This is a genomic window from Paralcaligenes sp. KSB-10 (assembly GCF_021266465.1).
Taxonomy (GTDB): Bacteria; Pseudomonadota; Gammaproteobacteria; order Burkholderiales; family Burkholderiaceae_B.
The window spans coordinates 1,617,296-1,643,861 of record NZ_CP089848.1 but is presented as its reverse complement, the minus strand read 5'-3'; the positions used below and the strand labels follow the sequence as shown (position 1 = coordinate 1,643,861).

20 protein-coding genes and 1 tRNA gene are annotated in these 26,566 nt (G+C 57.3%); 6 read left to right on the top strand and 15 right to left on the bottom strand.

Going from position 1 to position 26,566, the window contains the following annotated elements; genetic code table 11:
• Positions 1-20: 20 nt before the first annotated feature.
• Genes LSG25_RS07450 through LSG25_RS07440 form a run of 3 tightly spaced genes read right to left on the bottom strand, consistent with a single transcriptional unit; the run spans position 21 to position 2,174 of the window.
• Positions 21-812 (bottom strand): transporter substrate-binding domain-containing protein, encoded by a 792-nt coding sequence (locus LSG25_RS07450; protein WP_232744048.1) that lies wholly within the window; start codon positions 810-812, stop codon positions 21-23.
• 21 nt (positions 813-833) lie between these two features.
• On the bottom strand, positions 834-1,469 hold the full coding sequence (locus LSG25_RS07445) for an amino acid ABC transporter permease (RefSeq protein ID WP_232744047.1): 636 nt from the start codon (positions 1,467-1,469) through the stop codon (positions 834-836).
• A gap of 21 nt (positions 1,470-1,490) precedes the next feature.
• Positions 1,491-2,174 carry an amino acid ABC transporter permease gene (locus LSG25_RS07440; RefSeq protein WP_232744046.1) on the bottom strand — a complete coding sequence of 228 codons (684 nt, stop codon included), beginning with the start codon at positions 2,172-2,174 and terminating at the stop codon, positions 1,491-1,493.
• Positions 2,175-2,493: 319 nt separating this feature from the next.
• On the opposite strand from LSG25_RS07440, the gene LSG25_RS07435 reads away from it, so the two are divergent.
• Positions 2,494-3,432, top strand: a complete 939-nt coding sequence (locus LSG25_RS07435; protein ID WP_232744045.1) for an SMP-30/gluconolactonase/LRE family protein — start codon at positions 2,494-2,496, stop codon at positions 3,430-3,432.
• Positions 3,433-3,447: 15 nt separating this feature from the next.
• Here LSG25_RS07435 and LSG25_RS07430 read toward each other — a convergent pair whose 3' ends face one another.
• The 8 genes from LSG25_RS07430 to LSG25_RS07395 form a co-directional block, all read right to left on the bottom strand.
• A complete protein-coding gene (locus LSG25_RS07430; RefSeq protein ID WP_232744044.1) occupies positions 3,448-4,182 on the bottom strand; it encodes a helix-turn-helix domain-containing protein in 735 nt (244 codons plus the stop codon).
• A gap of 230 nt (positions 4,183-4,412) precedes the next feature.
• Complete coding sequence (locus LSG25_RS07425; RefSeq protein WP_232744043.1) at positions 4,413-4,823, bottom strand: ribonucleotide reductase subunit alpha; 411 nt, start codon at positions 4,821-4,823, stop codon at positions 4,413-4,415.
• Positions 4,823-6,121: a nitrate/nitrite transporter gene (locus LSG25_RS07420; RefSeq protein ID WP_232744042.1), complete on the bottom strand. Its 1,299-nt coding sequence runs from the start codon at positions 6,119-6,121 to the stop codon at positions 4,823-4,825. The genes LSG25_RS07425 and LSG25_RS07420 overlap by 1 nt, the downstream gene beginning before the upstream one ends.
• Before the next feature lie 17 nt (positions 6,122-6,138).
• Positions 6,139-6,933: a peptidylprolyl isomerase gene (locus LSG25_RS07415; protein ID WP_232744041.1), complete on the bottom strand. Its 795-nt coding sequence runs from the start codon at positions 6,931-6,933 to the stop codon at positions 6,139-6,141.
• Positions 6,934-6,948: 15 nt separating this feature from the next.
• On the bottom strand, positions 6,949-7,635 hold the full coding sequence (gene narI / locus LSG25_RS07410) for a respiratory nitrate reductase subunit gamma (protein WP_232744040.1): 687 nt from the start codon (positions 7,633-7,635) through the stop codon (positions 6,949-6,951).
• A gap of 66 nt (positions 7,636-7,701) precedes the next feature.
• The gene (narJ, locus tag LSG25_RS07405) at positions 7,702-8,388 is read right to left on the bottom strand and encodes a nitrate reductase molybdenum cofactor assembly chaperone (protein WP_232744039.1); all 687 of its coding nucleotides are present in this window, start codon (positions 8,386-8,388) and stop codon (positions 7,702-7,704) included.
• Between the two features lies 1 nt (position 8,389).
• Positions 8,390-9,931 (bottom strand): nitrate reductase subunit beta, encoded by a 1,542-nt coding sequence (gene narH, locus LSG25_RS07400; protein WP_232744038.1) that lies wholly within the window; start codon positions 9,929-9,931, stop codon positions 8,390-8,392.
• Entirely contained in the window at positions 9,928-13,692 is a 3,765-nt protein-coding gene (locus LSG25_RS07395) for a nitrate reductase subunit alpha (protein WP_232744037.1), read from the bottom strand. Before LSG25_RS07395 ends, narH begins: the two co-directional genes overlap by 4 nt.
• A 305-nt stretch (positions 13,693-13,997) precedes the next feature.
• Between LSG25_RS07395 and LSG25_RS07390 the strand changes: the two genes are divergently transcribed.
• The 4 genes from LSG25_RS07390 to LSG25_RS07375 all read left to right on the top strand — a co-directional run bounded on the left by LSG25_RS07390 (position 13,998) and on the right by LSG25_RS07375 (position 18,996).
• On the top strand, positions 13,998-16,919 hold the full coding sequence (locus tag LSG25_RS07390; protein WP_255696694.1) for a molybdopterin oxidoreductase family protein: 2,922 nt from the start codon (positions 13,998-14,000) through the stop codon (positions 16,917-16,919).
• Between the two features lie 10 nt (positions 16,920-16,929).
• Entirely contained in the window at positions 16,930-17,670 is a 741-nt protein-coding gene (locus tag LSG25_RS07385; protein WP_232744036.1) for a 4Fe-4S dicluster domain-containing protein, read from the top strand.
• Positions 17,671-17,753: 83 nt separating this feature from the next.
• Positions 17,754-18,701, top strand: coding sequence for a DmsC/YnfH family molybdoenzyme membrane anchor subunit (locus LSG25_RS07380; protein ID WP_232744035.1), 948 nt, complete (start codon positions 17,754-17,756; stop codon positions 18,699-18,701).
• Positions 18,702-18,919: 218 nt separating this feature from the next.
• Positions 18,920-18,996, top strand: a tRNA-Pro gene (locus LSG25_RS07375).
• 76 nt (positions 18,997-19,072) lie between these two features.
• Here LSG25_RS07375 and LSG25_RS07370 read toward each other — a convergent pair.
• The gene (locus tag LSG25_RS07370) at positions 19,073-20,653 is read right to left on the bottom strand and encodes a TerC family protein (protein ID WP_232744034.1); all 1,581 of its coding nucleotides are present in this window, start codon (positions 20,651-20,653) and stop codon (positions 19,073-19,075) included.
• A gap of 200 nt (positions 20,654-20,853) precedes the next feature.
• On the opposite strand from LSG25_RS07370, the gene LSG25_RS07365 reads away from it, so the two are divergent.
• Positions 20,854-21,432, top strand: coding sequence for a DJ-1/PfpI family protein (locus LSG25_RS07365; protein ID WP_232744033.1), 579 nt, complete (start codon positions 20,854-20,856; stop codon positions 21,430-21,432).
• Positions 21,433-21,466: 34 nt separating this feature from the next.
• Here the strand turns inward: LSG25_RS07365 and LSG25_RS07360 are convergent, their stop codons facing one another.
• The 3 genes from LSG25_RS07360 to LSG25_RS07350 all read right to left on the bottom strand — a co-directional run bounded on the left by LSG25_RS07360 (position 21,467) and on the right by LSG25_RS07350 (position 26,521).
• On the bottom strand, positions 21,467-22,456 hold the full coding sequence (locus LSG25_RS07360) for an alpha/beta hydrolase (protein WP_232744032.1): 990 nt from the start codon (positions 22,454-22,456) through the stop codon (positions 21,467-21,469).
• A gap of 79 nt (positions 22,457-22,535) precedes the next feature.
• Complete coding sequence (locus tag LSG25_RS07355) at positions 22,536-22,679, bottom strand: hypothetical protein (RefSeq protein WP_232744031.1); 144 nt, start codon at positions 22,677-22,679, stop codon at positions 22,536-22,538.
• Positions 22,680-22,702: 23 nt separating this feature from the next.
• Positions 22,703-26,521 (bottom strand): SPOR domain-containing protein, encoded by a 3,819-nt coding sequence (locus LSG25_RS07350; RefSeq protein WP_232744030.1) that lies wholly within the window; start codon positions 26,519-26,521, stop codon positions 22,703-22,705.
• Positions 26,522-26,566 lie beyond the last annotated feature (45 nt).

Sequence of the window (26,566 nt, the reverse complement as noted above, 5' to 3'; positions counted from 1 at the left end):
GCCGGTTCTCTAGAGGGATTTCACGAGGCGTTTGTGATTTTTTCCGGCAGATCGACTCCGTTGTATTTTTTGTAGAACTGATTCAGCTTTCCATTTTTCAGATTTGTCTTGATCCAGCCGTTGATCCAGTTTTTAAGATCTGTGTCGCCTTTGCGCACTCCCACCCCAAAAGAGATTTCCTTCAAGGTGAATTTGCTTTCCAGATGCAGCGCCGGATTTTTTTCATTCATCAGCTTGACCATTGCCGGGTTTTGCGCAACCAATTTGACCTGCCCGCTGGTGACCGAAGTCAGGGTAGTGGCTTCGTCGTCGAACCTGACGATTTGCGCCGAAGGCGGTGCCACTTTGGTAACGGCAACGTCATTGGTAGTGCCACGGGTCGCGGCAATGCGTTTGCCGGCCAAGTCGGCGGGAGTATGAATGTTCATCGATACCGGGGCGGCAAGCACGTTCAGAACGGCTGCGTACGGCATCGAGAAATCAATGACCTGCTGACGTTCCGGCGTCACGGCCAGCGTTGAAATAACGATGTCGGCGCGCTTGCTGATCAGAAAGGGAATCCGGTTCGGCCCCGTGGTGGGCACGATTTCCAGTTTGACACCCAGATCCTGGGCCAGCAGTTGTGCCGTATTGACGTCATATCCTTCGGCTTCCAGGTTTGGCCCTTTGAAGCCGAACGGAGGATTGCCCAAGTCGATGGCTACTTTGATGACCTTATGGGCCTTGATATCCGACAAGGTATCCGCCTGGACGGCGCCGTGCGCCATAATGAATGCGGACAGCATGCCGATCATGAAGAGTTGCTTTTTCATTCCTGCTCCTGTGATGTTTAGCTATTTTTTTAGCTTGTCTTCCATTTTTTTGCTTAAAACGGAAAGGGGGAAACAAATGACAAAATACAGACAAGCAGCCAAGCCGAAATACAGGAATGGCTGAAAAGTGGAGTTGTTCAATATTTTCGAGTTGTAGGCCAATTCGGCGTAACCCACTACCAGCGACGCTATCGATGTATTCTTGACGAGCTGAACCATGAAGCCCACGGTAGGGGGTAAGGCAAGCTTGAATGCTTGTGGCAGCACGATCAGGAACAACCTCTGGGTTTTGTTGAAACCCAGGCATTCCGAGGCTTCCCATTGCTGCCTGGGCACCGCCTTGATGCAGCCTTGCCATATTTCTCCAAAATATGAAGACGCATAAAACGTAAGCGCCACGGTGGCGGCAAGCAAGGGGCTTAGTGTGAGCCCGAACAGACTGGGCCCGTAAAAACTGATGCCCATCAGGACAAGCAATGGAATGCCTTGCAATACGGCAACATATATAGAGCCGGAAAAATGCACATATCTGTTTTTTGATATTTTCAGCAGACTGACGATAAAACCCAGCAGGCCGCCAAATAGGAAAGCCAACAGACTAAGGATGATGGTGCCTTTGAAGCCATCCAGCAAAAAGAGAAGTTGATGCGTATTCATGTCGGTTGGCGTGATGATCAGCTACAGCGGCGTGCCCAGTTTGCGTTGTCGTGGAAATATGAATTTGCCGAACAGTACAAACAGGTAACGCACCAGGAAGGACAGGAGCAAATAGATCACGCCCAGTACCAGGAAAGCCTCGAAGTTTCGGAAGGTAAGGCTTTGAATCCTGGCGACCGCGCCAAACAGTTCATCCACGCCGACAGCCGACAATATGCTGGAGGCCAGCATCAATAATACATATTGGCTGATCAGAGACGGATAGACTCGTTCCATGGACGGAGCCAGTACAACGTAAAAAAATGTTTGGACTCTGTTGTGCCCTAGGCATTCCGCAGCTTCTATTTGGCCTTTGTGTATGGATTCGATACCGGCGCGCATGATTTCCGCCGTGTATGCACTGACGTTGATAACCAGGGCTATGGTGGCGCCTGCAAGTATGGGCAAATCGATATTGATGCTGGCCAGCCCGAAAATCAGAAAATAGGCCTGGATCAGTAATGGAGTATTGCGGATGATTTCTATATAGGCTATGGCTAGAAGGCGCCCGGGCCTGAACGTGCTGATCCGCATATAGGCCAATGCGGTGCCAACAATAAACCCCAGGACCGTTGCCAATGCCGTCAGCTTGACTGTGGTCCACAGTCCCTGCGCTATCAAGGGCCAGTATTGGAGAATAATTTCAAAATTGAACGTGTAATTCACGGTTCGGGCCGCTCCCGCAGAGTGCCAGCGGCCTTGGAAATTTCATTTAAAAGAAAAGGCATAAACTGCCGATAGAGGATTTCCGGCCTGATGATTGGTTCAAAATTGTGGGTACTCATGCGTACAACGCTGATCATGTGTTGGGTAAGTTATCGGACATGGTAGGTTGCGTGGCCGAGCAGGGTCAACTTAGCAATTACCCTGATATACTAATATATAAGTATTGGTTCAGCATTGATTTATTGGCGATTTTTCAGGCTGACCGTGATAGGATTCTTCAAGAACTCCAGTTAATATTTTTCATGCAAGGTGAAGAGCGATGTGGGAAGTAAGCCAGCGGTATCCCGATCCCAGGATTGAAATCTTCCACAGGAATTTCGAAAAATACCGCTTGTTCAGCGCCGCCGTTGAACAGCTGGCTACAGGAACGCGCTGGGGGGAAGGCCCTGTCTGGTTCGGTGACGGACGATACTTGCTGTGGAGCGACGTGCCCAATAGCAGAATCATGAAATGGGAAGAAAGCAGCGGCAGCGTGTCGGTGTATCGCGGGCCCAGCAATCATGCCAACGGCAATACACGTGATCGACAGGGAAGGCTGGTCACATGCGAACATGGCTCGCGTCGGGTCACCCGAACGGAATACGACGGGTCCATTACGGTTCTGGCCGATTCGTTTGACGGCAAGCCCCTTAATTCACCCAACGATATTGTCGTGAGTTCCGACGGAGCGGTCTGGTTTACCGATCCGCCGTTCGGTCTGCATAATTTTTACGAAGGCACTGTGGCAAAGCAGGAGCTTCCCGCCAATGTCTACCGCATCGACGGCGGCACAGGAAAGCTTTCTGTCGTGGCGTCCGATATCGAAGGCCCCAACGGCTTGTGTTTTTCGCCCGACGAAAAATTGCTATACATCGTGGCTTCGCGCGCGCGCCCCAATCGCCTGATCTACGCCTTCGATGTCACCGCCGATCTCCAGGGCATAACGAACAAGCGGACCCTGATCGATTGCGGGGCAGGTACTTCCGACGGCATCCGATGCGACGAAGACGGTAACTTGTGGTGCGGGTGGGGCATGGGGACCGAAGAGCTGGACGGTGTGCGGGTATTTGACAATACCGGCGCGCCGCTTGGGCATATACATCTTCCCGAGCGATGCGCCAACATCTGTTTTGGCGGGCAGCATAATAATCAGTTGTTCATGGCGGCCGGGAAAGCCTTGTACCGGCTGTTTGTCAATACTCGCGGGGCTATTCGATAGCGGGTGGCCAAAGTATCAACAGCCTACCGAAGTTGCGCCCGCAAGCTTTTGCAGTGCCTGCATATCAAGAAGCTGGACTTCGCGCTGATGGATGCGAATCAGGCCGTCGCGTCCAAAACGGGACAGCAGGCGGCTGACTGTTTCCAGTGTCAATCCCAGGTAGTTGCCCAGGTTTTCCCGGCTCATGCGCAAGAGAAATTCAGTCGACGAGTAGCCCAGGGCCGACAGGCGCTGGGACATGTTCAATAGAAATAAAGCTATGCGTTGCTCTGAACGCAAACCTCCCATGGACATGGCCATCTGCTGGGAGCGCTGGATTTCCTTGCTCATCAAACGCCTGAATTGTTGTTGCAAAACAGGCAGATGCTGAGCAAGCAGATCCATTTCGTCGAGGCGAATGACGCATACCTCGGTGTTTTCCATGGCGATGGCGTTTGACGGCTGCCGCATGTCGGCCAGGCCGTCCAGGCCAGTGATTTCCCCGGGCAATAGAAAACCGGTGATTTGAACCTGGCCGGATGCATCTTCAAGCTGGGTTTTGATTGATCCGGAACGTATGGCATAGACGGCTTCGACCTTATCGCCAAGGCGAAACAACGCAGTGGCTTTTTGCAGCTGGATCCGTTCCTTGATGAGTTGGTCGAGCGTGGTGCGCTGCTCATGCGACATGCCCAAGGGCAAGCACAGATCGCTCAGCATGCAAGTCGAGCAATGGGTCGCATCGGCCGTGACGGAAAAGGTCTTTCGCATACGTTTCTTACATTATCAGAAAATTTGTCTACCGCTTACCAGCGGTCGAATCGAAAGAATCGGCAACTTTTGATGGCATGACAGCATGCCCTGTCTCATCCACTACCTGGATGCAAGTTTAGCATTGACATCTTCCCTGTGCCTTTGTCGTTGTAATTCGTGGCATTCAAGGAGGGTCAGGGCACCTGTGCGAGGCGCCCGTTACCTGCGGGGAGCTATCGGCGGCCTATTCAGCTTGGGCCAAATAGCAGGGCTTGTCCGTGCGCATCAAATGGAATAAAGGCATCGGCGGCACCGGCCTTGATTGCTTCCACCATGCTGTTCAAAGCGGCTTCGACCTGCTCCGGGGTAGGCGGGACCCCGTTTTTGCCCGAAAGCGCCGCGGTGAAAACAATGGCCCACTCCGGCAGGAACTGGTGGGATTCCTCAAGCAGTCCGTTGAACTCGCCCAGTTCTTCCGGCGCCTTGTCGAGGCATATCAGGGGTATCAGCGCGCCCCCCGTTCCAGCTTCGAAGGCGGAACGTTGCTCCGGCGTACAGTCATCGGGCAGCTCCGTTTTAGTAAATACGAAAAGAAGCTTTTGCGGCTCTTTTTGCAACCGTGCCGCCTGCACCAGATCGTCGAAACTTGAAATTTCCATTAGGTATGTTCCTCCCACCTGGTGGCGATAAGGGCAGCGCGAGGCGGACGGCTTGGTTGAGCGTCACCGCTTCGCCCATCTAGCTGAGTATGCCTTACATTGGATTGATACAGTAGTATCAGCGATACCCAGACAATCCCATAAAGCAGCATGAAGCAACTGGAACGCACAGCGAACCAGTCGAGAATAATACCGAACAAAATGGGCAGCAAGAATCCACCTAGACCTCCCGCCAGGCCGACAATGCCTGTCACCACACCCATTTGTTCCGGGAAATCGTCGGCGACATACTTAAACGTGGACGCCATGCCGAACGCAAACACCACGCCTAGAATGAATAGCAGTGCGATGAACACCGGGACCCCAAGATGGATATGGAAGCTGCGCGGGCCGTTGATCGTGTTCACGATGAAAGAGGTGTCCGGATACGACAGCAGGAACAGGCATATCCATGCGACCCAAAGCCCCCACCAGGTGACTTTATGTGCGCCGAATCGATCGGCAAGGCTGCCTCCGACGGCTCGCAGTATCGAGCCTGGCAGCGAGAAGCCGGCAGCCAGGGCTGCCGCGGCCACGACCGAAATCCCGAATTCCCCCTTCAGATACTGCGGAATCCAAAGCGACAAGGCGGTGAAGCCGCCGAAGCAGATTGAATAATATTGACAGTATTTCCAGACTTTGGGATCTTTCAGAACCAAAAACTGTTTGGTCCATGGTCCGGTTGCGTTTTTCCGGGCGCCGGGGTCGGCCATGGAGCCGAGCCAAAAAACGATGGCTGTCACGAGTAACGCGACCGCGTAGATCTTCGGCACTGTCCTCCAGCCGTAGGTGGCCTGCAGCGAGGGCGTAATGAAAAGATTCACGGCGGCGCCTACCGTTCCCGCGCCGAAAAAACCCATGGCGAAGCCTCGCCTTTCGGGTGGGAAGAAGCGGGCCACGTAGGGAGTTCCCACCGCGAACGATGCCCCCACGGCCCCCAGGCACAGTCCGATCGCAAGAAACTCCCACAACACCGTCGCATACGAGACCAGGTAAACCGGAACAGCGCAAAGAACCAGTAATAGCGTCATGACCAGGCGGCCGCCGAAACGATCCGTCCAGATGCCCAGCGGCAAACGCAAAAGGGCGCCGGTCAGAACCGGCATTGCGGTCAGTAGCCCGAATTCGGTGCTGTTCAGCCCAAGCTCGGTTCGCAGTTCGATACCGATCACGCCGAACATCATCCAGACTACGAAGCAAACCATAAATGCCAGCGTAGTGACGCATAAAACCAGCATCGGACTTTTTTGCGAGGCCATAAGCGCTCCAATGATTGTTACTGCAGCAGAGGCCCTGGCCGTACATCCAGCGTAATGCCGGTCACGTCGGCGCCGGACACCAGAAGCGTCAGGTATTGCTGAATCGATTTATGCCGCACGTGCTCTGAGAGATAGAGCCCGATTGACTCCCGCACACTTTCGTACGGAAGTGGGGTGCCTGGAATCCGGCGCTCCACCAGCACAATATGAAAACCGTAGCGTGAGTTGACCAGTCCGGGCAGCAAGCCGGTGCGTGTGGTGCCGAAAATCGCCGCCTCAAATTCGGGTACGCTTTCTCCTTGAGTCAACTGCCCCAGGTTTCCTCCTGCCTGGCCCGAGGGGCAGTTCGATAAAGCCGCGGCGAGCGCTTCGAAGCGCTCGGGATATTGCATGAGTTCACGGTGTGCTTGCTCCGCGCGGGCACGAATTTTCGTCATTGTCGATTTCTTCGTCAAGGCGAAGAGAATGTGGCGGGCAAAGACCAGTTCAGGGCTGCTGAATTTCTGTGCGTTTGCGGTGTAGTAACGTCGGCATTCCTCGTCCGATGGGGTCGGAGTCGTGCAATCCATTTCCAGCAGATGGTCAATGGCCCCGTCGTCAAGTTCAGCGCCTTTTTGCAATATGCCGTTTTCGACGGCCTTTTGTGTCAATAGTTCGCGCACCACCAGCGCCAGGCGCGCCGCGTGGCTGGCGTCGGCCTTGTCCGCATGGCAAGCCAATTCGGTCACGATCGCGCCGGCATCGATCGTGACGCCATTGACGCTTAGTTCTATATTGTCAGCTGTTGATGTATCCATTGTGGTTGAGTGCATGGTCATGTTCTCGATTCAGCGCTTGCGCACGATTTGTTGGGGGCGAAACAGATAGCCAACAGTCGCCACGCCGCTCCATATGTGAACCAGGCGTGTAAATGGAGAGATCAGAAAGATCGTGAATCCGAGCGCGATGTGGGCTTTATAGACCAGCGGCACATGGGCGATAAGGCCGGCGACTCCGGGCTGGAACGTGACGATTCCCTTTACGTAGTCGCTAAGGATTTCGAACATGACGCCGTCCATATGGGCCAGCGATATTGGAACCGTAGCCAACCCCAGGGCGAGTTGCAGCCATAATATCGCGGCGACCAGAATATCCATGCGCGTGCTGTTGGTGCGGATTCGCGGATCCGATAGCCGGCGATAGAGCAAGACCGACAAGCCGATGATCGCCACGATTCCGGCGCTACCCCCCGCAGCCATCGCCACGAACTGATGTTGCGAAGCGTTCAGAAAGGGAGCAACCATCCAGTGCGGCGCGAGAAATCCAACGAAATGGCCGCCAATCACGATCAATACACCGACATGGAACAGCGTGCTGCCCAGGCGCAGCTGCCGGCGTCTTAGCAGTTGAGATGAATCACTTTTCCAGGTGTACTGTTCGCGGTCAAATCTGATCAGGCTGCTGGCCAGCCATATCGCAAGACAGATGTAAGGATACACACCGAACAAGAATGAATTAGTAAAAGCTTGATTCATGAGGCATTTCCAACAAGACTTTTGTTTTCGGAGGCCTGCGGCATGTACCAATGCCGTTGCTTTTCACTAGCGTGAAGGCCGTTTTTCATAAAACCGGATGGGCTGGGGCTGCGCTGAACCGGGGGCTTGCGCACCAAGAAAACTCACAGGCTCGTCTTCCCATTCGCGGTCCAGCGCAGGGCCATCGACCTCGCGGTTTGCATAGGCGTCGGCGACGGAGATGGCCGCGGCCAACGGCTTTTCACCGGCAAGTGGCAACAATGCGGCGACCGCGGCGAAATAAGGCGTATTGCGTTCGGCAAGCCGGGTCGCAATGGCCCGCACGATATCGGCGATTTCGCCCAGTAAGGCAGTGGCTTGTTCGAGTGTTTCTTGCGCCAGAAATTCCAGGAATACGGGTAAATAGTCCGGCAGTTCGGACTGGCCCAGGAATAGGCCTTTTGCTTCGTACATGGCGATCAAGTCGACCATGGCCTGCCCGCGATCGCGCGACTCGCCATGGACGTGTTCAAACAGATAGAGGGACGTAGCCTGGCCGCGGTCGAAGGTTTCCACATAATCTTCCTGCAGATCCATGAGTGGGCGTGTCGACAGCAGGTCGAGCAGATCGCTCAGGCTTGAGCGTGTGGCCGGCGTAAACGCTGGATGCTGGATCAGCACGGCGCGAATCTCGGCCAATTGGCCGACCAGCGACTGATCGGGATAATCCAGCAGCGCGCTCAACATGCTGAAAATGGCTTGATTGTCTTTCATCTTATTTGTCCGCCGCATGTATTGGAATCGTCTTTCGTTCCTTGCTGATGCCTTTGCGGCCGCCAAACAGACTGGTTTCAGAGGTGCCGTCTGAACAACCGTTGCCGAATGAGAAACCGCAGGAGGCGCGCAGGTCGAAGGCATCTTCCGCGTATTCGCGGTGCGTGCTTGGAATGACGAATCGATCTTCGTAGTTGGCGATGGCCAGATAGCGGTACATTTCATCGACTTGTGCGATGCTCAGATCGACTTCGTAGAGCAATTCCGGGTTTTCTCTACGATCGACATGGCGCCCGCGCATGAAGGCGCGCATCGCCAGCATGCGCTTGAGTGCCAGGCGCACGGGCGGTTCGTGGCCGGCTGTGAGCAGGTTGGCCAAGTAGCGCAGCGGGATGCGTAGCGAATCGACATCGGGCAGCAGCCCATTCATGCCGAGCCGGCCGTCATTGGCGGCCGAGTTGATGGGTGAAAGAGGGGGCACATACCACACCATGGGCAGTGTCCGGTATTCGGGGTGCAGCGGAAAGGCGACTTTCCACTCAACCGCCATCTTGTATACGGGCGAGCGGCGAGCGGCCTCAAGCCAATTGTCCGGCACGCCGTCGCGAGCGGCTTGCTCGCGCACGGCCGGATCGTCCGGATCGAGAAAGATCGAGAGCTGGGCTTCATACAGATCTTTGGGATCGGTAACCGATGCGGCGGCCTGGATCTGGTCTGCGTCGTAAAGCAGGACGCCCAGATAGCGAATCCGCCCCACGCAAGTTTCCGAACAGACGGTGGGTTGGCCCGCTTCGATACGCGGATAGCAGAAAATGCATTTTTCCGATTTTCCGCTTTTCCAGTTGTAGTAAATCTTCTTGTAGGGGCATCCCGAGACGCACATGCGCCAGCCGCGGCACTTGTCCTGATCAATCAGAACGATTCCGTCTTCTTCACGCTTGTATATCGCTCCGGAAGGACAGGAGGCCACACAGGCCGGGTTAAGGCAGTGCTCGCATAGCCGCGGCAAATACATCATGAAGGTATTTTCAAACTCGCCGTGAATATCCGTCTGTACTTGGTCGAAATTGTAGTCTTGCTTGCGTTTTTCGAACTCGCCGCCAAGGATTTCCTCCCAGTTTGGCCCCCATTCGATTTTTTCCAACCGATCGCCGGTGATGAGCGAGCGCGGCCGTGCAACCGGTCCGACCTTGACGTCGCCGGCTTCTTGCAAATGCGCATAGTCGAACGTGAACGGTTCGTAGTAATCGTCGATCTCGGGCAAGTTCGGATTGCCAAAAATGTTGGCAAGCACGCGCCACTTGCTGCCGGCGCGAAGCTCAATCTTGCCGTTGGCCTTGCGCTTCCATCCGCCATTCCAGCGATCCTGGTTTTCCCAGTCCTTGGGGTAACCAATGCCTGGCTTGGTTTCGACATTATTGAACCATGCGTACTCCATCCCTTCGCGCGAGGTCCAGACGTTTTTGCATGTGACGGAGCACGTATGACAGCCTATGCACTTGTCCAGATTCATCACCATGCCGATTTGGGCGCGGATTTTCATCGTTTTCCTCCCATTTCATCGCCGATCGCCGAAAGCGCCTGGTCGCTTTCTTCATCCGTCCAGTCGACCGCCTTCATCTTGCGTATGATGACGAATTCGTCGCGATTCGAGCCGACCGTGCCGTAATAATTGAAGCCGTAGGAAAGCTGCGCATAACCGCCGATCATGTGAGTAGGCTTGATCATGATGCGCGTGACTGAATTATGGATGCCGCGTACACCAGTGGTTTCGGTTCTGGGTGTGTTGATGATCTTTTCCTGCGCGTGGTACATCATGACCGCACCCTCGGGAATGCGCTGGCTGACGACCGCCCTGGCGCTCAATGCGCCGTTCAGGTTAAAGGCTTCGATCCAATCGTTGTCGACCACGCCGATTTTCCTGGCGTCGACCTCGGACATCCAGACGATCGGGCCACCACGCGAAAGCGTGAGCATCAACAGATTGTCGGAGTAGGTGCTGTGTATGCCCCATTTCTGATGAGGCGTCAGAAAATTCAACGCGATCTCGGGATTGCCATTGGAGCGGCTGCCTTCCATGCCCGTCGTGCTGCGTGTGTCGATAGGTGCCTTGTAGACACATAGCGACTCGCCGAAATCTCGCATCCAGGCGTGATCCTGATAGAGCTGCTGGCGCCCGGAGAGGGTACGCCATGGGATCAGTTCATGCACATTTGAGTAGCCTGCGTTATAGGACACATGCTCGGATTCGATTCCGCTCCAGGTGGGCGATGAGATGATCTTGCGCGGCTGCGCCTGGATATCGCGAAAGCGGATTTTTTCGTCTTCGCGTGCGCGCGCCAGGTGTGTGTGATCGATCCCGGTGAGCGTCGACAACGCTTGCCATGCCTTGACGGCCACTGCGCCGTTGGTTTCCGGCGCGAGCGAAAGAACCACTTCGGCCGCGTCGATTCCCGAAAGAATTTGTGGCCGCCCGTGCGATACGCCTTCGTCGACGACGGTATGGTTCAATGCTCGAAGCTGTTCGATTTCTTCGCCGGTTTTCCAGGTGATGCCTTTACCGCCGTTGCCCAATGAGTCGAGGAGCGGCCCGAGCGAGGTGAATTTACGATAAGTGTTCGGATAGTCCCGTTCAACGGCGACAATACTTCCCATGGTTTTCCCTGGAACCGGTTCGCATTCGTTCTTACTCCAGTTGGCTATTGCCCCGGTCTGGGCTATCTCCCCCGGGCTGTCATGCTGGAGCGGCGACAGCACGATGTCATGCTCGACACCCAAATGCCCTTCGGTCAGCTCAGAGAATTTTTTGGCTATGCCTTTGTAAATCTCCCAATCGCTTTTGGACTGCCATGCGGGATCGACCGCCGCCGATAGCGGATGAATGAACGGATGCATATCGGACGTATTCATATCGTCCTTTTCATACCAGGTCGCGGTGGGCAGAACGATGTCTGAATACAGGCAGGTGGTTGACATCCTGAAGTCGAGCGTCACAACCAGGTCGAGCTTGCCCTCCGGCGCTTTTTCATGCCACTTCACTTCCTTTGGCAAAATACCAGCGCTCGAACCCAGGTCCTTTCCTTGCACGCCATGCTTGGCGCCCAGCAGGTGTTTGAGAAAATACTCATGCCCTTTCCCCGATGATCCAAGCAGGTTCGAGCGCCAGATGAAAAGATTTCTGGGGAAATTTTCTTCAGCATCGGGATCGATGCAAGACATCTCTAGAGTACCGTTCCTGAGTTCTTTCGCGACATAGGCAGCGGCGTCCGAGCCGGCAGCTGCTTTGCCGATCTCAAGTGGATTGGTCTTGAACTGCGGCGCGGAGGGCAACCATCCCATCCGCTCGGCGCTGACGTTGTAGTCGATCGGACTTTGAGCAAACTGTTTGCGATCGGCCAGCGGCGACAGCAATTCGGTGACATTCATCGTTTCATAGCGCCACTGATCGCTGTGCGCGTAGAAGAACGAGGTTCCATTCATGAAGCGCGGCGGACGATGCCAGTCGGTTGCGAAGGCGAGCGGCAGCCAACCCGTTTGCGGCCGAAGCTTTTCCTGACCCACATAATGCGACCAGCCTCCGCCTGACTTGCCTATGCATCCGCACATGACGAGAAGATTGATGATGGATCGATAGCTCATGTCCATGTTGAACCAGTGGTTCAAGCCGGCGCCGACGATCACCATCGATTTGCCTTCGGTCTTGTGGGCATTGTCGGCGAATTCGCGTGCAACATTGATGACATCGTTGCGGCTGACGCCCGTGATTTTTTCCTGCCAGGCAGGCGTATAAGGCACATCGTCGTCGAAACTGGCGGCGACATTGGGGCCGCCCAGCCCTTGATCCACTCCATAGTTGGCAATGAACAGGTCGTACACGGTTGCTACCAGCACTTCGCCATGGCGGGTCGCAACCTTACGCACCCCGATGCGGCGCTGCAGCACGCCGGCGTGGCCCGTATGCGTGAAATGGGTGTGTTCAACGTTGCCGAAATAGGGGAAGGCAACGTCGATTACCTCATCGTGGTTCGCGGCGAACGACATGGCTGGCCGAATCGGATTGCCACGGCTGTCTTCTTCGCGCAGATTCCATTTTCCGGCGTCGCCACCTTCTTTTTGGCCCCAGCGAAAGCCTACCGAACCTACCGGCGCCACAAGCTTTCCGCTCAATTCATCGAACGCGACCGTTTTCGAGGCGGCATTGTTTTCCTGCCCAAGAGCATCGTCGAATTCCTCGGATCTCAGCAAGCGCTCCGGTACGTAATGATCTCCTTGCTTGACCACTCGCACCAGCAGCGGCATGTCGGTAAAGCGCCTGCAGTAGTCCGCGAAGTAATCGCTTTTGCCTGAAACGTGAAATTCCTTGAGCACGACATGCCCCATGGCCAGGCCGAGTGCAGCATCGGTGCCTTGCTTGGGGTGCAGCCAGATATCGCCGAACTTGGCGCCTTCGGCATAGTCGGGAAAAACCGATACGACCTTGGTGCCGCGATACCGGACCTCGGTCATGAAATGGGCGTCGGGGGTACGCGTTTGCGGTACGTTCGAGCCCCACATCATGATAAAAGTCGAGTTGTACCAGTCGGCCGATTCCGGAACGTCGGTTTGTTCTCCCCAGGTTTGCGGCGAGGCGGGCGGCAGATCGCAATACCAGTCGTAAAAGCTTAAGTTGACGCCACCGATCAGCGACAGATAGCGGCTGCCTGCCGCGTAGGAAATCATCGACATCGCGGGTATGGGTGAAAAGCCGACCACCCGGTCCGGGCCATGCCGCTTGATGGTGTGAATGTTCGCCGCGGCGATCATTTCGTTGACTTCATCCCAGCTTGACCGGATGAAACCGCCAAGGCCGCGGCGGCGCGTATACGAGGCGCGAGCCTCCGGGTCGTCGACAATGGCGCTCCAGGCTTCCACCGGCGCGAGCGTCAAGCGTTTTTCACGCCACCGTTTGAGCAAGGCGCCGCGAACCAGCGGGTATTTAAGACGATTTGCGCTGTAGAGATACCACGAATACGATGCGCCGCGCGCACAACCACGCGGTTCGTGATTCGGCATGTCGGGGCGGGTGCGCGGATAATCGGTTTGCTGGGTTTCCCACGTGACTATCCCGCTTTTGACATATATTTTCCACGAGCACGAACCGGTACAGTTGACGCCGTGAGTGGAGCGGACGATCTTGTCATGCTGCCATCGTTTTCGATAGGCATCTTCCCACCCTCGATCTTCATTGGTGGTCATGCCGTGGCCATCCGAGAAAGTGGGTCTTGACGTGGAAAAATATTTCAGGCGATCAACAAAATGGCTCAACTGAACTGCTCCAAGTCATGCAAAGCATGAAATTTAAATGCCGGGATTGCATTGTCGACGTGACTTGAAGCAGCTTAATGGAGTACTCGTGAACGACATTTGCGCTAGCGCAAACTTTCTGCAACTTTTTTTAGTTATTGTGTAACCGCAGCAAATCGCAGTCTTGATTTAAGTAGACGGCACAGCTTCGTCTCCGGCATGAAACCACACTCAAATCAATTTTAATGTTAGGATTGCGTGGATTGCGGTTCAGGTGCGTCATCGGATTCAGTAAGCCGGCTTAGATAAACTGGCAGGAGATACGTGTGGAGCATGAGCAGCGTACGCAACAAGAATCTCTCGAAGTCAAGACTACGACCTGCTATATGTGCGCCTGTCGGTGCGGCATACGGGTGCATCTGCGCGACGGCGAGGTCCGCTACATAGACGGCAATCCCAACCATCCTCTCAATCAGGGGGTGATCTGCGCCAAAGGTTCGTCGGGCATCATGAAGCAGTATTCGCCGGCGCGCCTGACCCAGCCGCTGATGCGCAAGCCCGGTACCGAACGTGGCGCCGCGCAGTTCGAGCCGGTGTCCTGGGATCAGGTCTTTTCCTTGCTGGAAAAGCGCCTTGCCCATTTGCGCGCCACCGACCCCAAGCAGTTTGCGCTTTTCACCGGCCGCGACCAGATGCAGGCGCTGACCGGCTTGTTCGCCAAGCAGTTTGGCACGCCGAACTACGCGGCGCATGGCGGCTTCTGTTCGGCCAACATGGCGGCGGGCATGATCTACACGATAGGCGGATCGTTCTGGGAGTTCGGAGGGCCCGATCTCGATCAGGCCAAGCTATTCCTGATGATAGGCACCGCCGAAGACCATCATTCGAATCCCCTGAAAATCGCCATTTCCAAGTTCAAGCGCGCGGGCGGGCGTTTTATCGCGATCAACCCGGTGCGTACCGGTTACGCGGCGATCGCCGACGAATGGGTGCCGATCCGGCCCGGGACCGATGGGGCGCTGTTTATGGCGTTGATTCACGAACTGATTGAACAGGATGCCTATGACCATGAATTCGTCGCGCGTTATACGAATGCGGGCGAACTGGTCGACATGGCGGTTGGCAGCGACACATTCGGCCTGTTCGTCCAGGATAGCGGCAGCCCCGAATTAAATTCCATGTATGCGCAGAATCGCATGTGGTGGGACGCGAAAACCGGCAAGGCGGTGTTGCAGCACACGCCCGGCGCAGAGCCGGCGCTGGACGGCCGCTACACGCTTGAGGATGGCACGCCGGTCGCGCCGTCATTCGCCTTGCTGCGCGAGCGCGCCGCCGCCTGTACCCCCGAGTGGGCCGCGTCGATCACCGGCATTGCGGCCGATACCATACGGCGCATCGCGGGCGAAATGATCCAGACTTCGCGCCAGCACAAGATCGAACTGCCGATCCGCTGGACCGATTCATGGGGCGTTATGCACGAAACGGTGCGCGGCAATCCTGTTGCGTTCCATGCCATGCGCGGGCTGGCCGCACACTCCAACGGCTTCCAGACCATACGCGCGCTATCGGTGCTGATGTCGATGCTTGGCACGATCGATACCCCGGGGGGGTTCCGGCACAAGTCGCCGTATCCGCGCGCGGTGCCGCCATCGGCCAAGCCTCCGAAGAGCCCGGACGAAGTCAAACCGGATACGCCGCTGCCCAGCGGCCCGCTGGGTTGGCCGGCGGCGCCCGAAGACCTTTTCATCGACGAGCAGGGCACTCCGGTACGGATCGACAAGGCGTTCTCGTGGGAATTTCCGCTGGCCGTGCACGGCTTGATGCACAGCCTCATCACCAACGCATGGCGCGGTGATCCTTACCCCATCGATACCTTGATGATCTTCATGGCCAACATGGCGTGGAACTCGTCGATGAACACCGTCGAAGTCCGGAAGATGCTGGCAGACAAGCGTGAAGACGGCGAATACAAGATCCCGTTCCTGGTGGTGTGCGATGCGTTCCAATCGGAGATGACGGCCTTTGCCGATCTGATCCTGCCCGATACCACGTACCTTGAACGGCACGACGTGATGTCCATGCTGGACCGTCCCATTTCCGAATTCGATGGCCCGGCCGATTCCGTGCGCGTGCCGGTCGTGCCGCCCACGGGCCAGTGCAAACCCTTTCAGGAGGTGCTGGTCGAGCTGGCCGGCCGGCTCAAATTGCCGGCGTTCACGACTTCTGAAGGCAAGCCCAAATACCGAGACTACCCGGATTTCATCGTCAATTACGAGACGGCACCCAATTCGGGCATAGGCTTCCTGATTGGCTGGCGTGGCAAGAACGGCGACAAGTCGCTGGTCGGCGAACCCAATCCGAACCAATGGGAGCAGTACGCGAAGAACGATTGCTTCCACCACTACGTTCTGCCCGAAACATTCCAGTACATGCGTAATTGCAACGGCCCCTACCTGAAATGGGCGGTCGAAAACGGGTTGCGCAAGTTCGATCAACCCATCGTAATCCAGCTGTATTCGGACGTCATGCAGAAGTTCCGGCTCGCGGCTCAGGGCAAGACCCGCGGGCGGCAGCCCCCGGACCATCTGCGCGCCCGGATCGACCGCTATTTCGATCCGCTGCCCTTCTGGTACGAGCCCCTGGAAAGCGGTGTGACCGATTTACAGGAGTTCCCACTGACGGCGATCACACAGCGGCCGATGGCGATGTACCATTCCTGGGATTCGCAAAATGCGTGGCTGCGGCAGATCCACAGCGAGAACTATCTGTTCGTCAATCCGAAGGTGGCCGCGCAGAGCGGCATTGCCGATGGCGGCTGGATATACGTGGAATCGCCCTGGGGCAAAGTGCGCTGCATGGCGCGCTACAGCGAGGCGGTAGAGCCCGGCACGGTCTGGACATGGAATGCGATCGGCAAAGCGGCGGGCGCCTGGAACCTGGGGCCGGATGCCAACGAATCGCAGCGCGGCTTTTTGCTCAATCACTTGATCACCGATGAATTGCCGGCGGAAAATGGACAGGCGCGCCTGTCGAACTCCGACCCCATCACTGGGCAAGCCGGCTGGTTCGACGTCAGGGTGCGCATCTATCCCGCGCAGGCCGACGAGGCCGGCACAAGCTTGCCGCAATTTGCGCCGATGGTGCCGATGCCCGGCTCCATCAACGTCGTCACGCGGATGGTTCAAACCTACTTCGCGGGGCGCGGCGAATTTGCCGCAAGGCTGCGCCGCGCCGTAAAAAACAAATAAGGAAGGCGATATGACCCAGATGGCGCTGGTAATCGACTTGAATGTATGTGTGGGTTGCCATGCGTGCGTGATGAGCTGCAAGGAATGGAACACATCGGGCGAGGCCGGTAGCCTGGCCGACTTGCAACCGTACGATGCCGATCCCGAAGGCACGTTCTTCAACCGGGTGCAGACCTACGAGGCTGGCGAGTTCCCGGCAACGGATACGATCCATTTTCCCAAATCCTGCCTGCACTGCGAAGATCCCCCGTGCGTGCCGGTTTGCCCCACCGGCGCCAGTTACAAGCGTGAGGGAGACGGTTTGGTCCTGGTCGATTACGACAAATGCATAGGCTGTAATTATTGTGCCTGGGCCTGTCCTTATGGGGCGCGCGAACTGGATCCGAAGCGCAAGGAAATGACCAAATGCACGCTGTGTGCGGATCGTATCGGCAACGAAGCGCTGCCCGAGCCTGACCGCAAGCCCGCGTGCGTGCTCGCCTGTCCGACTTCGGCGCGGCTGTTCGGCGATATCCACGATCCGGACTCAGATGTTTCGCAGGCCATCCGCGAGCGCGGCGGCTATCAGCTAATGCCCGAATGGGGCACGCACCCGGCCAATCATTACCTGCCGCGGCGCAAGACTGAAGCGCATGGATGCTCGACGCACACATGTTCCTGCGGCTCAGCGTCGCAGCCGCAAGCCGAGAGCCTGGAAGGGCAGCTCGAAAGTGGCCATCTGCATCTTGCGTCTGTGGCGGCTCATGCCTGATGTTCGATTAATCGCCTACACAACGTGGTGAGGTCGCGCAGCCCGCACCGGGCCCGCGCAGACCTATCAGCAAGGAGAGTGCAATGCGGCCCGCCTTTTCGGTCGTGTTCTTGACAACATTATGCGGCGCTGCGCAAGGGCTGATCCTGGCGCTGGTCGCGATGGAGCTTGCGGCTGGCGCGGGCGTGCTGGCGCCACCTGCGCCGGCATTCTATGTTGCCGGGGCGGCCACGGCCGTCGTGCTTGGCGGTCTGGGCCTGCTGGCGTCATTTTTCCATCTTGGGCACCCGGAGCGCGCCTGGCGTGCGATTGCCATGTGGCGTACATCATGGCTGTCGCGCGAATGTCTTGCCTTGCCGGTGTTTCTTGCGCTTGCATTCATGTATGGCGGCGCCCATGCGCTGAGCCTGCCGCAAGGCTATACGCTGGCCCTGGGAATCGTCACTGTGCTTGCCGCAGCAGTGCTGTTCGTGTGCACGGCCATGATCTATTCGTGCCTGCGTTTTCTGCAGGAATGGGCAAGCCCCTGGACGATGGTGAATTTCGTGTTGCTGGGCTGCGCTTCGGGCTTCACCCTGGCAGCGCTGTGCGCCGCGTGTTTCGCTCCATGGCTCGCAGGGAACCTGGCGCTTTGCGCGTGTGTGTTGACGGTGGCCGGATGCCTGTCGCGGCTGGCCTCGCTGGCTCGCAATGCCCGGCTGCGGCCCAAGTCGACGGTGCAAAGCGCCACAGGTATTGTGGCGCAGAAAGTGGTTCAGAAGTCCCGCGGCTTTACCGGAAGCACGTTCAATATGCGGGAGTTCTTTCACGGCAAATCCCCGCGCACGCTGCAGACGGTCAAATACGGTTTTTTGCTTGGCGCGTTCCTCGTTCCTTTCATCTTGCTGGTGCTGTCGCTGTTCTTGCCAACGCCCGTCGCCCTGCTGCTTGTCGCTTTCGTGGTTCAGTATGCCGGCTTGGTCGCCGAACGATGGTTCTTCTTTGCCGAGGCGCAACATCCGCAGAATATCTATTACCAGCAGGTGTCTTGATCGGCCCGCGGCGGCGGTGAAACGCCAGGCTCTACAGGGCCTTTATGGTCTTTGCGCGTGATTGGGCTGGCGTGTCGGGTGAAGCCATTCATTAGGGTGGGTACAGACTGAACTCTGAGCCGTGCTTATTTGCATGCTCAAGGCCATTTCTTTCGCGGGGCTGATTGTGCAAGCTACCAAGACGGCGCCCCGGCAATCTGGTATGATCATGGACTTTTCGGGGCGTAGCGCAGTCTGGTAGCGCATCTGGTTTGGGACCAGAGGGTCGAAGGTTCGAATCCTTTCGCCCCGACCAATAAAATCAAGGGGTTAGCTACTTTCAGGAGCTAACCCCTTTCCCATTCTGACCCAGCCTTCAATTTTGCGCTATGTCAGGCGGCCTGGCCTTGCCCCGCCTCGGGTTCGTCGCGCCGCCGTTCGATCCGCACCCGGGCGATCCGGTGCCCGTCGATGTGCAGGATTTCAAAGCGGATGTGGCCGTGGGCCTGCATAAGCGTATATTCGTCGCCTGGCTCGGGCAGGCGCCCGAACTGGTTCAGCAGGTAGCCGGCCAGGGTGGTGTAGTCGTCGGATTCGTTGACCAGGCCGTCGATCTCCAGTTCTTGTTCAAGCTGGTGCAGATCGGTGGAGCCGTCGACTTTCCAGCGGTTTTCCCCGTCGGCGAGTATGTCTGGGGCTTCGTCTTCGTCGGGGAAGTCGCCGGCTATGGCCTCGAAAACGTCGATGGGAGTCACCAGCCCTTCGATGGTGCCGAATTCATCTGTGACGATCACCAGTTGCCCTCGGGCGCGCTTGAGCGTATGGATCAGATCCAGGATGGGGATGGATTCGTGCACGATGATGGGCGGACGCAAGCCCTGCACTTTTATTTTTCCGAGCAGGATGAGGTCGCTCATCATGTCTTTGGCGCGGCCGATGCCGATGATCTCGTCCAGCGAGCCCCGGCAAACCGGGAAGAAGCCGTGCGGGGTATTTTTAATGTTCTTTTCGATGTCCCGTGCGTCGTCGTCCAGGTTGATCCAGCTGATATCGGTGCGCGGCGTCATGATGGAGTGGATGCTGCGGTCCGCCAGCTTGAGTACTCCGCTGACCATATTGCGTTCTTCGACGCCGAACGGAACCTGGCCCTGGGCGGCGACGAGATCGGTTTCCGGGGATTCGTCCTGGACGACAGGGCGCTTGCCCAGCATGCGCATAATGCCTTCGGCTGTACGCTCCCGCATGGGGCGGCGGGAATTCGCCGTCATGAGGTTGCGGCGGGCGATTTGATTCAGCGCTTCGATCAAGACGGCAAAACCGATGGCGGCATATAGGTAGCCTTTGGGCACATTGAAGCCGAACCCTTCGGCCACCAGCGCAAAGCCGATCATGAGCAAAAAACCCAGGCACAGGACAATGACGGTGGGGTGGGCATTGACCAGCCGGGTGAGCGGCTTGGAGGCAACCGCCATGGCGGCGACGGCAATGATTACGGCAGCCATCATGATTTCAATCTGGTTGACCATGCCTACGGCTGTAATGACCGCATCAAGGGAAAATACCGCGTCCAGGACCACTATCTGGGTCACGATGACCCAGAAGCCCGCATGAAGGCGCGCCCCGCTGGCCTGGGGGGCTTTGCCTTCGATGCGCTCGTGCATTTCCGTGGTGCCTTTGAACACCAGGAAAAATCCGCCCAGAATCAATATCAGGTCGCGCCCCGAAAAATCGAACGGGCCAATGGAGACCAGTGGCGTGGTCAGGGCGAATGCCCACGACACGACAGAAAGCAGGGCCAGTCGCATGAGCAACGCCAGCGACAAGCCTATGATGCGCGCTTTGTCGCGTTGTGCCGCGGGTAGTTTATCGGCCAGAATGGCAATGAAAATCAAATTGTCGATGCCCAGGACAATTTCCAGCACGACCAGCGTCAGCAAGCCGACCCACATGGTGGGGTCCAGCAGCAACTCCATCCGGAACTCCATATACCAAAACGAAAAGTATAATGAAAAACCGACGGATTTTTAGCGGATTTGGCCAATAATCGGAAATACTGAAAAATCGGCCCGATCTTCGGCATCCTGTCACAAAGTTGTTGAACAAATGGCGCTACAGTGGGTGTTGATGTTGAAATGCATCTCCTATAAGTACACATTGCGTGAGGATATTGAACATGAGCAAGAAATTATTGATGCTGGTGGGCGATTACGCCGAAGACTACGAAACCATGGTCCCGTTCCAGACTTTGCTGACGGTGGGGCATGTTGTGCATGCCGTGTGTCCGGATAAAAAGGCTGGGGATTCGGTTGCCACGGCAATCCACGATTTTGAAGGTGCGCAAACCTATAGTGAAAAGCCCGGCCATCGCTTTGCGCTCAATTACGATTTCGACAAAGTGGATCCTGCGCAATACGATGGGCTGGTGATACCCGGCGGACGGGCGCCGGAGTATCTGCGCATGAACGCCAGGGTGCTCGATATTGTGCGTCATTTCGACTCGGCTAAAAAGCCGATAGCGGCAGTGTGCCACGGCGCGCAAATCCTGGCTGCCGCGGGAATTTTAAAAGGGCGCACCTGCTCGGCCTACCCGGCTTGCGCCGCCGAAGTCAGGCTGGCTGGCGGCACGTATGCCGAGATAGCCATTGATCAGGCGCATACCGACGGCAATCTGGTTACCGCGCCGGCGTGGCCGGCCCATCCTGCCTGGATGGCGCAGTTCCTGGCGGTGCTGGGCACCAGGATCCAGCTTTAAAGGCCCGTTGGGATGCCGGCCTTCCGGGCCGGCATCACTTGCCCAGGCGGGTGCGTAATTCCGTGGCGGCCTGCCGCATGGAGATTTTCGTAGCGGGAACGTCGGCCAGGGCATTGAGCAGGCCCCAGTCGTGGATCAGGCCGTTATAGCGCGTGACGGTAACATCCACGCCGGCGGCGTCAAGCTTGCGCCCATAGGCTTCTCCTTCGTCGCGCAACACATCGAATTCGGCCGTTTGAATCAGGGCGGGGGGTAGGCCTTTCAATTGATCGAGACTGGCCTGCAAGGGCGACGCGTGAATTTCCTGGCGTTGGCTCGCATCGGGCGCGTAGTTGTCCCAGAACCATTGCATCATGCTTCTTGTCAGAAAATAGCCGTCGGGTATTTGCCTGTACGACGCCGATTCGAAGTCGGCATTGGTCACCGGCCAGAGCAGGACCTGGGCTTTAAGCTCGGGCGTGCCTTTTTCCCTGGCCATGATGCTGACAACTGCGGCCATGTTGCCGCCCACACTGTTGCCGGCAACGGCCAGTCGCGTGCCGTCGACATCGATTTCGTGCCCATGCTCGGCCACCCATTTTGTGGCGGCATAAGCCTGGCTGGTCGGTACGGGGTAATGAGCATCGGGTGAGGGCGTGTAGTTTACAAAAACCGCTACCGCGCCCGACCCGGCCACCAGGTCCCGCACCAGGCGTTCGTGCGTCGGGTAGTCGCCCAGTACCCAGCCGCCGCCGTGAAAGAACATGAATGCCGGCAAGACTCCCTTGGCTCCGAAGGGGCGCACGATGGTCAGCCGGAGAGTGTGGCCGTCGGCTGTAATGGTTTTTTCGGAAACATCGGCCCTGGGAAGCTGCAGCGGCACACTGGCCTGCGCGCCGGCCAGGACGGCACGCGCTTCAAGGGGCGACAATTGCTCCAGCGGCTTTCCTCCACCCGAATTGAGTATGTTCAGAAACGCCCTGATGCGGCGATCGACGGGAAATTCATCTGCGCAGGCGGATGGGGTATTCGAATGTGTATTCATGGATAGAATCCTTTTCTGGTTGAGGCTCCTTCGTGGGAAACAGAATAGCGGCCTGGATGGCCCGGAACTCCGAGGCTTTTCAGTGCATGTGATAGCCTGGCCTGGATGCACGGATCTTGGTCCGTTTGCCCAGTAGCCTGTGATAAACGCCGTACCAGCGCAGGCGACCCAATCCGAAGCCGACGATGAGGAAAAAAATCGCATTGGAAAGGTATGACCACATGGCAATCTCCTTTTAATCCCGCATCATGGTTCGCGGTGCCGGATGACTTGAGGTTTAAGTTTCAGCAGATCGCCTATTTTCTGCGCGGCGGCGTCGGCCTCCTGTCTGGTCTTGTAGCCACGGACCACGACGTTGGTATATTCCTTGCCGTTCAAACGTATGGGAGCTTCCATGGTTTTGTAGTGGTTCGCATCCAGGGCCTTGAGCACGTCTTCGGCATGCTCGAACACGCCAACCTGCACAGAATAGGATTCCGGGCCGGAAGGCTGCAAGGCGGCCCGAACGGGTTTGCCTGGGAGCGGCGGTTTTGGTTTTTGCGGCGGCTTGATCTGCTCGACTGGCGCCGCGGGCGCGGGAACAGGCGCCACGGCATTGACCGGGCCCATGCAGACCGAGACGATGCGTTCGGGCAGGAGGAGGCTGGCCTGAGGCGGAGCCGTGGCGCCGGCCGGTGGATCGAGCGCGGCGATCTGATCTTTGTTCTGTGCAAGCTGTGCGCTCAGGCGGTCTGCTTCCTGGAAGGCGGCAAGTAGCGGGGCTTGTCCCTGCTGGCTATATGTCAGCAGAATGAATTTGATGTTGGCCGCATTCAGCGATTTTGCATTGGCGGGAAAATCTCCAGGAGTATAGCGATGCTGGCCGCTGGAAAATTCACGCAGGAAATCGATGAATCCGCGAGCGCCTCCCCAGCGCTTGACCAGGCTGAGGTCCCCGATCTGTATTGTCAGCACGGTATCGCCGCACGTTGCCAGCGACCACGGAAAGATCGCACTGTTTGGAAAATTCAGGTTTTCCAGCGTCAGGGTCTTGGAGGCGCATTGCACACTAAGTGTGACACTCTGCGGCAAAACGCGGGCACCCGGATTGACCAACGCGGGTACCGTGCTCAGCGCCACGCTGGCAACGGTGGCTTCCTGCTTGGCGATTTGCTGCTCGAGCGCGGCATTCTGCTGCGTCAGGGCGGCAACCTTGGCCTGTGAGCTTTCGTTCTTGCGCTGATCGACCAGCAGTGTTACCTGGCTCAATTGCGAGTGATTGGCAAATGCATAGAATTGGCCGTTCAACGCGATTTCCCGGCCCATGGCCAGGCGCGGAGTATACCGAATGGTGCCGCGATCGACGAAATTCTTGATTGGCCCGTCGAGGAATGCTTTTACCTGGCCGCGATCTCCATAAAGCAGCTTGTTGATCAGTCCGACATCGGTAACGCCTTGAATGGCGCTGACTACCGAGCTTTCCCACTCGCTCTGCAAGCCGCAGGCGGCCGACCGGCCGGCATAGTCCAGCGTAAAGTCGAGCGGGCCCTGCATCAGTTTCCAGATCGGGTCGGTGCTCGAATCGGGGACGCCGCCTATTTGTTTGCGCAGTGCGTCGAAGGATTGTTTGGCATCGATCAAAGGCACCGCCTTGACGTTCGGATCGTGGCCGAAAGACCAGATCTGCACGGCAGCCTGCATTGCGGTGCCCTGGCCTTGAAGCAGAGGTGTAATGCTTGCCTGGACCCCTTTATGGTAGGCATTCAGCGTGTCGAGGGACTGTTGGTCGTTGCGCAGGTAATCCAGGCTCTTCAGTGACCCGCCTTTGGGCAGGTGTTGCAGCACGTCCGCACCCAGGCCATTGACTATGCTGGCCTTTTGCAAGGCGCCCGACAACCCGGTTTTTGGGGATTCCTCTGCCAGTTTGACCAGATTTTCAAGGTGGATAACCTGCCTGACCCATTCCGGCCGTTTCTCCTGCGGCACTCGGCTTCCGACCGTGGCAAGATCGCTTACCAGCCGGCTGTAGGGGCCGTTGCGGCCCATCAGGGCGGACAGGACCGCACGTCGTGAGTTTTCGTCGGGTAGCCGATCTGCCGCATAGGGGAAATTCACGACAAATTCGTGCCAGTATTTCAGGCCAGCCTGAAGATAATGTTGTTCAAAGGTTGCATGGCGTTCCTCCCAGACGGCTGTGTTGCCGCTGGCGGAGCCAATCTGGGCAAGGAATGCCGAGACGGCGCGTTCGCCGTCGGAGGTGAGCGCCGCGGGGATCTCGACCTGGTCGCTGGTTTGCGGAATGTTCCAGTAGTCGGTAATGCGTATTGGCGACAGATACCCCTGGAGTTGCACCCACGAATAGATCCATTGTATGGGCCGGTCCGGTAGCTCCAGGCCATTCAGGGTATGGCGCAATGCATCGCGATTCTCGGCGAGCAGATCGGGGTTGATTTGCCATGCAAGGAAATGCCGATACAGATCGCCCAGCATCTGGATATCGACCCCGCTGGGTGCCGATGCTCCGGTGCTTTTGTATATTTCGGACAATTCGGGGCCCGGCGCGGGCAACTGCGAGATGTCTTGCTTCTGTAAAGCGCCGTTGATCAGGTTGATGCGGCGCACCAGGGTTTGCGCCCAGGCAGCGAGAAGCAGATCGTTTTTTTCGTGTGGAATTAAAGGCAGGCTGGTGCTCAGCAGGGGGTCGAGCTGCGCGTTGATAATATGCTTCTGGAAGTTATCGATATAGTGTGCGCGCAAGGTGTTTTCCACCGTATCCACATTCCGCTGGAAGGGTAGCCACCGGGTTTTCCAGTCGCGCCGCTCCTGCAAGGTAAGGATGGTGTCGCGAGTGCGTTGCAGTACCGCGAGATCGGGGCCGAGCTTGCCGGAAAATTGGCTTTGGGCCATATCGTTGATGCCGGCCAACTGATGTCTGGCGACCCGGGCGCCCTGTATCAGCACAAGAGCCACTCCAACGCACACGACTAGCCAGGCGATTACGGCAGCATGCCGCAGCAGGCGGCGCCAGTGGCGCCAGCGTTCGATGGGTTTCCAGGCATGGCGCTGCATGGGCAGCAGCCGGTCGAAAAGCTCGGGCATGAACCAGCCCGTCTCGCTGGCCTCGCCCGGCTTGGCGGTTAGAAACAAACCCTGCAGCAAAGGTGTTTCCGCATAAGGCGTTGCCTGAAATGCGGAGTGCATAACCTTGTCCAGACGCAATGCCAACAGATTCAATCGTTCCGGCAATCCGAAGGCGGTGTTGTCGGGGAGCTTGCGCATGCCTTGCAGAATGCGCAGGTCGAGCATCCGCTGCACCAGGCTTGCGAATGCCTTGGCAATGAATTGCGCCGCGCTGACTTGCGAGTCGGCGCTCAAATAGCCCATAGGCTGATTGCGTAGTTCGGGATCGAGCGATTCTCCCCAGGCGCGAAAGCCTGGAAATGTTTCGCAGCCGGTCAGTACAAGGTAGACCGGCATGCGTACATCGTAGATTCGGGTGAGTTCGTCCAGCCTTTTACGCAGCCTGCGGCCGGTCTCGGCCAGTTCGGTATCGTCGCTGAGCATGAGCCATTCGACGCCCAGGGTCGCGATTACACCATTGAGCGGTTCGCGGCGGCGGGTGTGCATCATCCAGTGCAGCAGGCGGCGCCAGTACTGGGAGCCGGGTATGGCGTTATCGTCGCTCAGGTCGTCGGCCGGGTCCAGTACGACGCCGTTGCGCAATAGCCACCAACGCAATGCGGGCGGTTCGTCGCTTTCGGCATGGACGGGAGCGGCTCCCGAGATGCGTTGCAGTAAATCGGATTTGCCGCTGGCTTCATTGCCCAATGAAAGGAACCATGGCAGCACGTAGAGAGGCGATCCAAAGCGCGACAGACGGGATTGTTTGAGTGTGTGTATTCCCGCCTTCCAGTCTTTGTCGACATGCTTCAGGTCGACAGCGCCGCTGTTGCCGACGGGGCGCGCCAGCCTGCGGCGCAGGCGCCAGGCCAGCCAGCGCCGCCGCAGCCAGGCCAGAACCCACCCTCCTGCCAGCAGGGCGATGAACACCAGGACCCATCGCCACTCGGGCCAGCCCAAATACAATCCCAGTATCCAGCAGGCCAATGCGAGGACAACGAAGCCGATCAA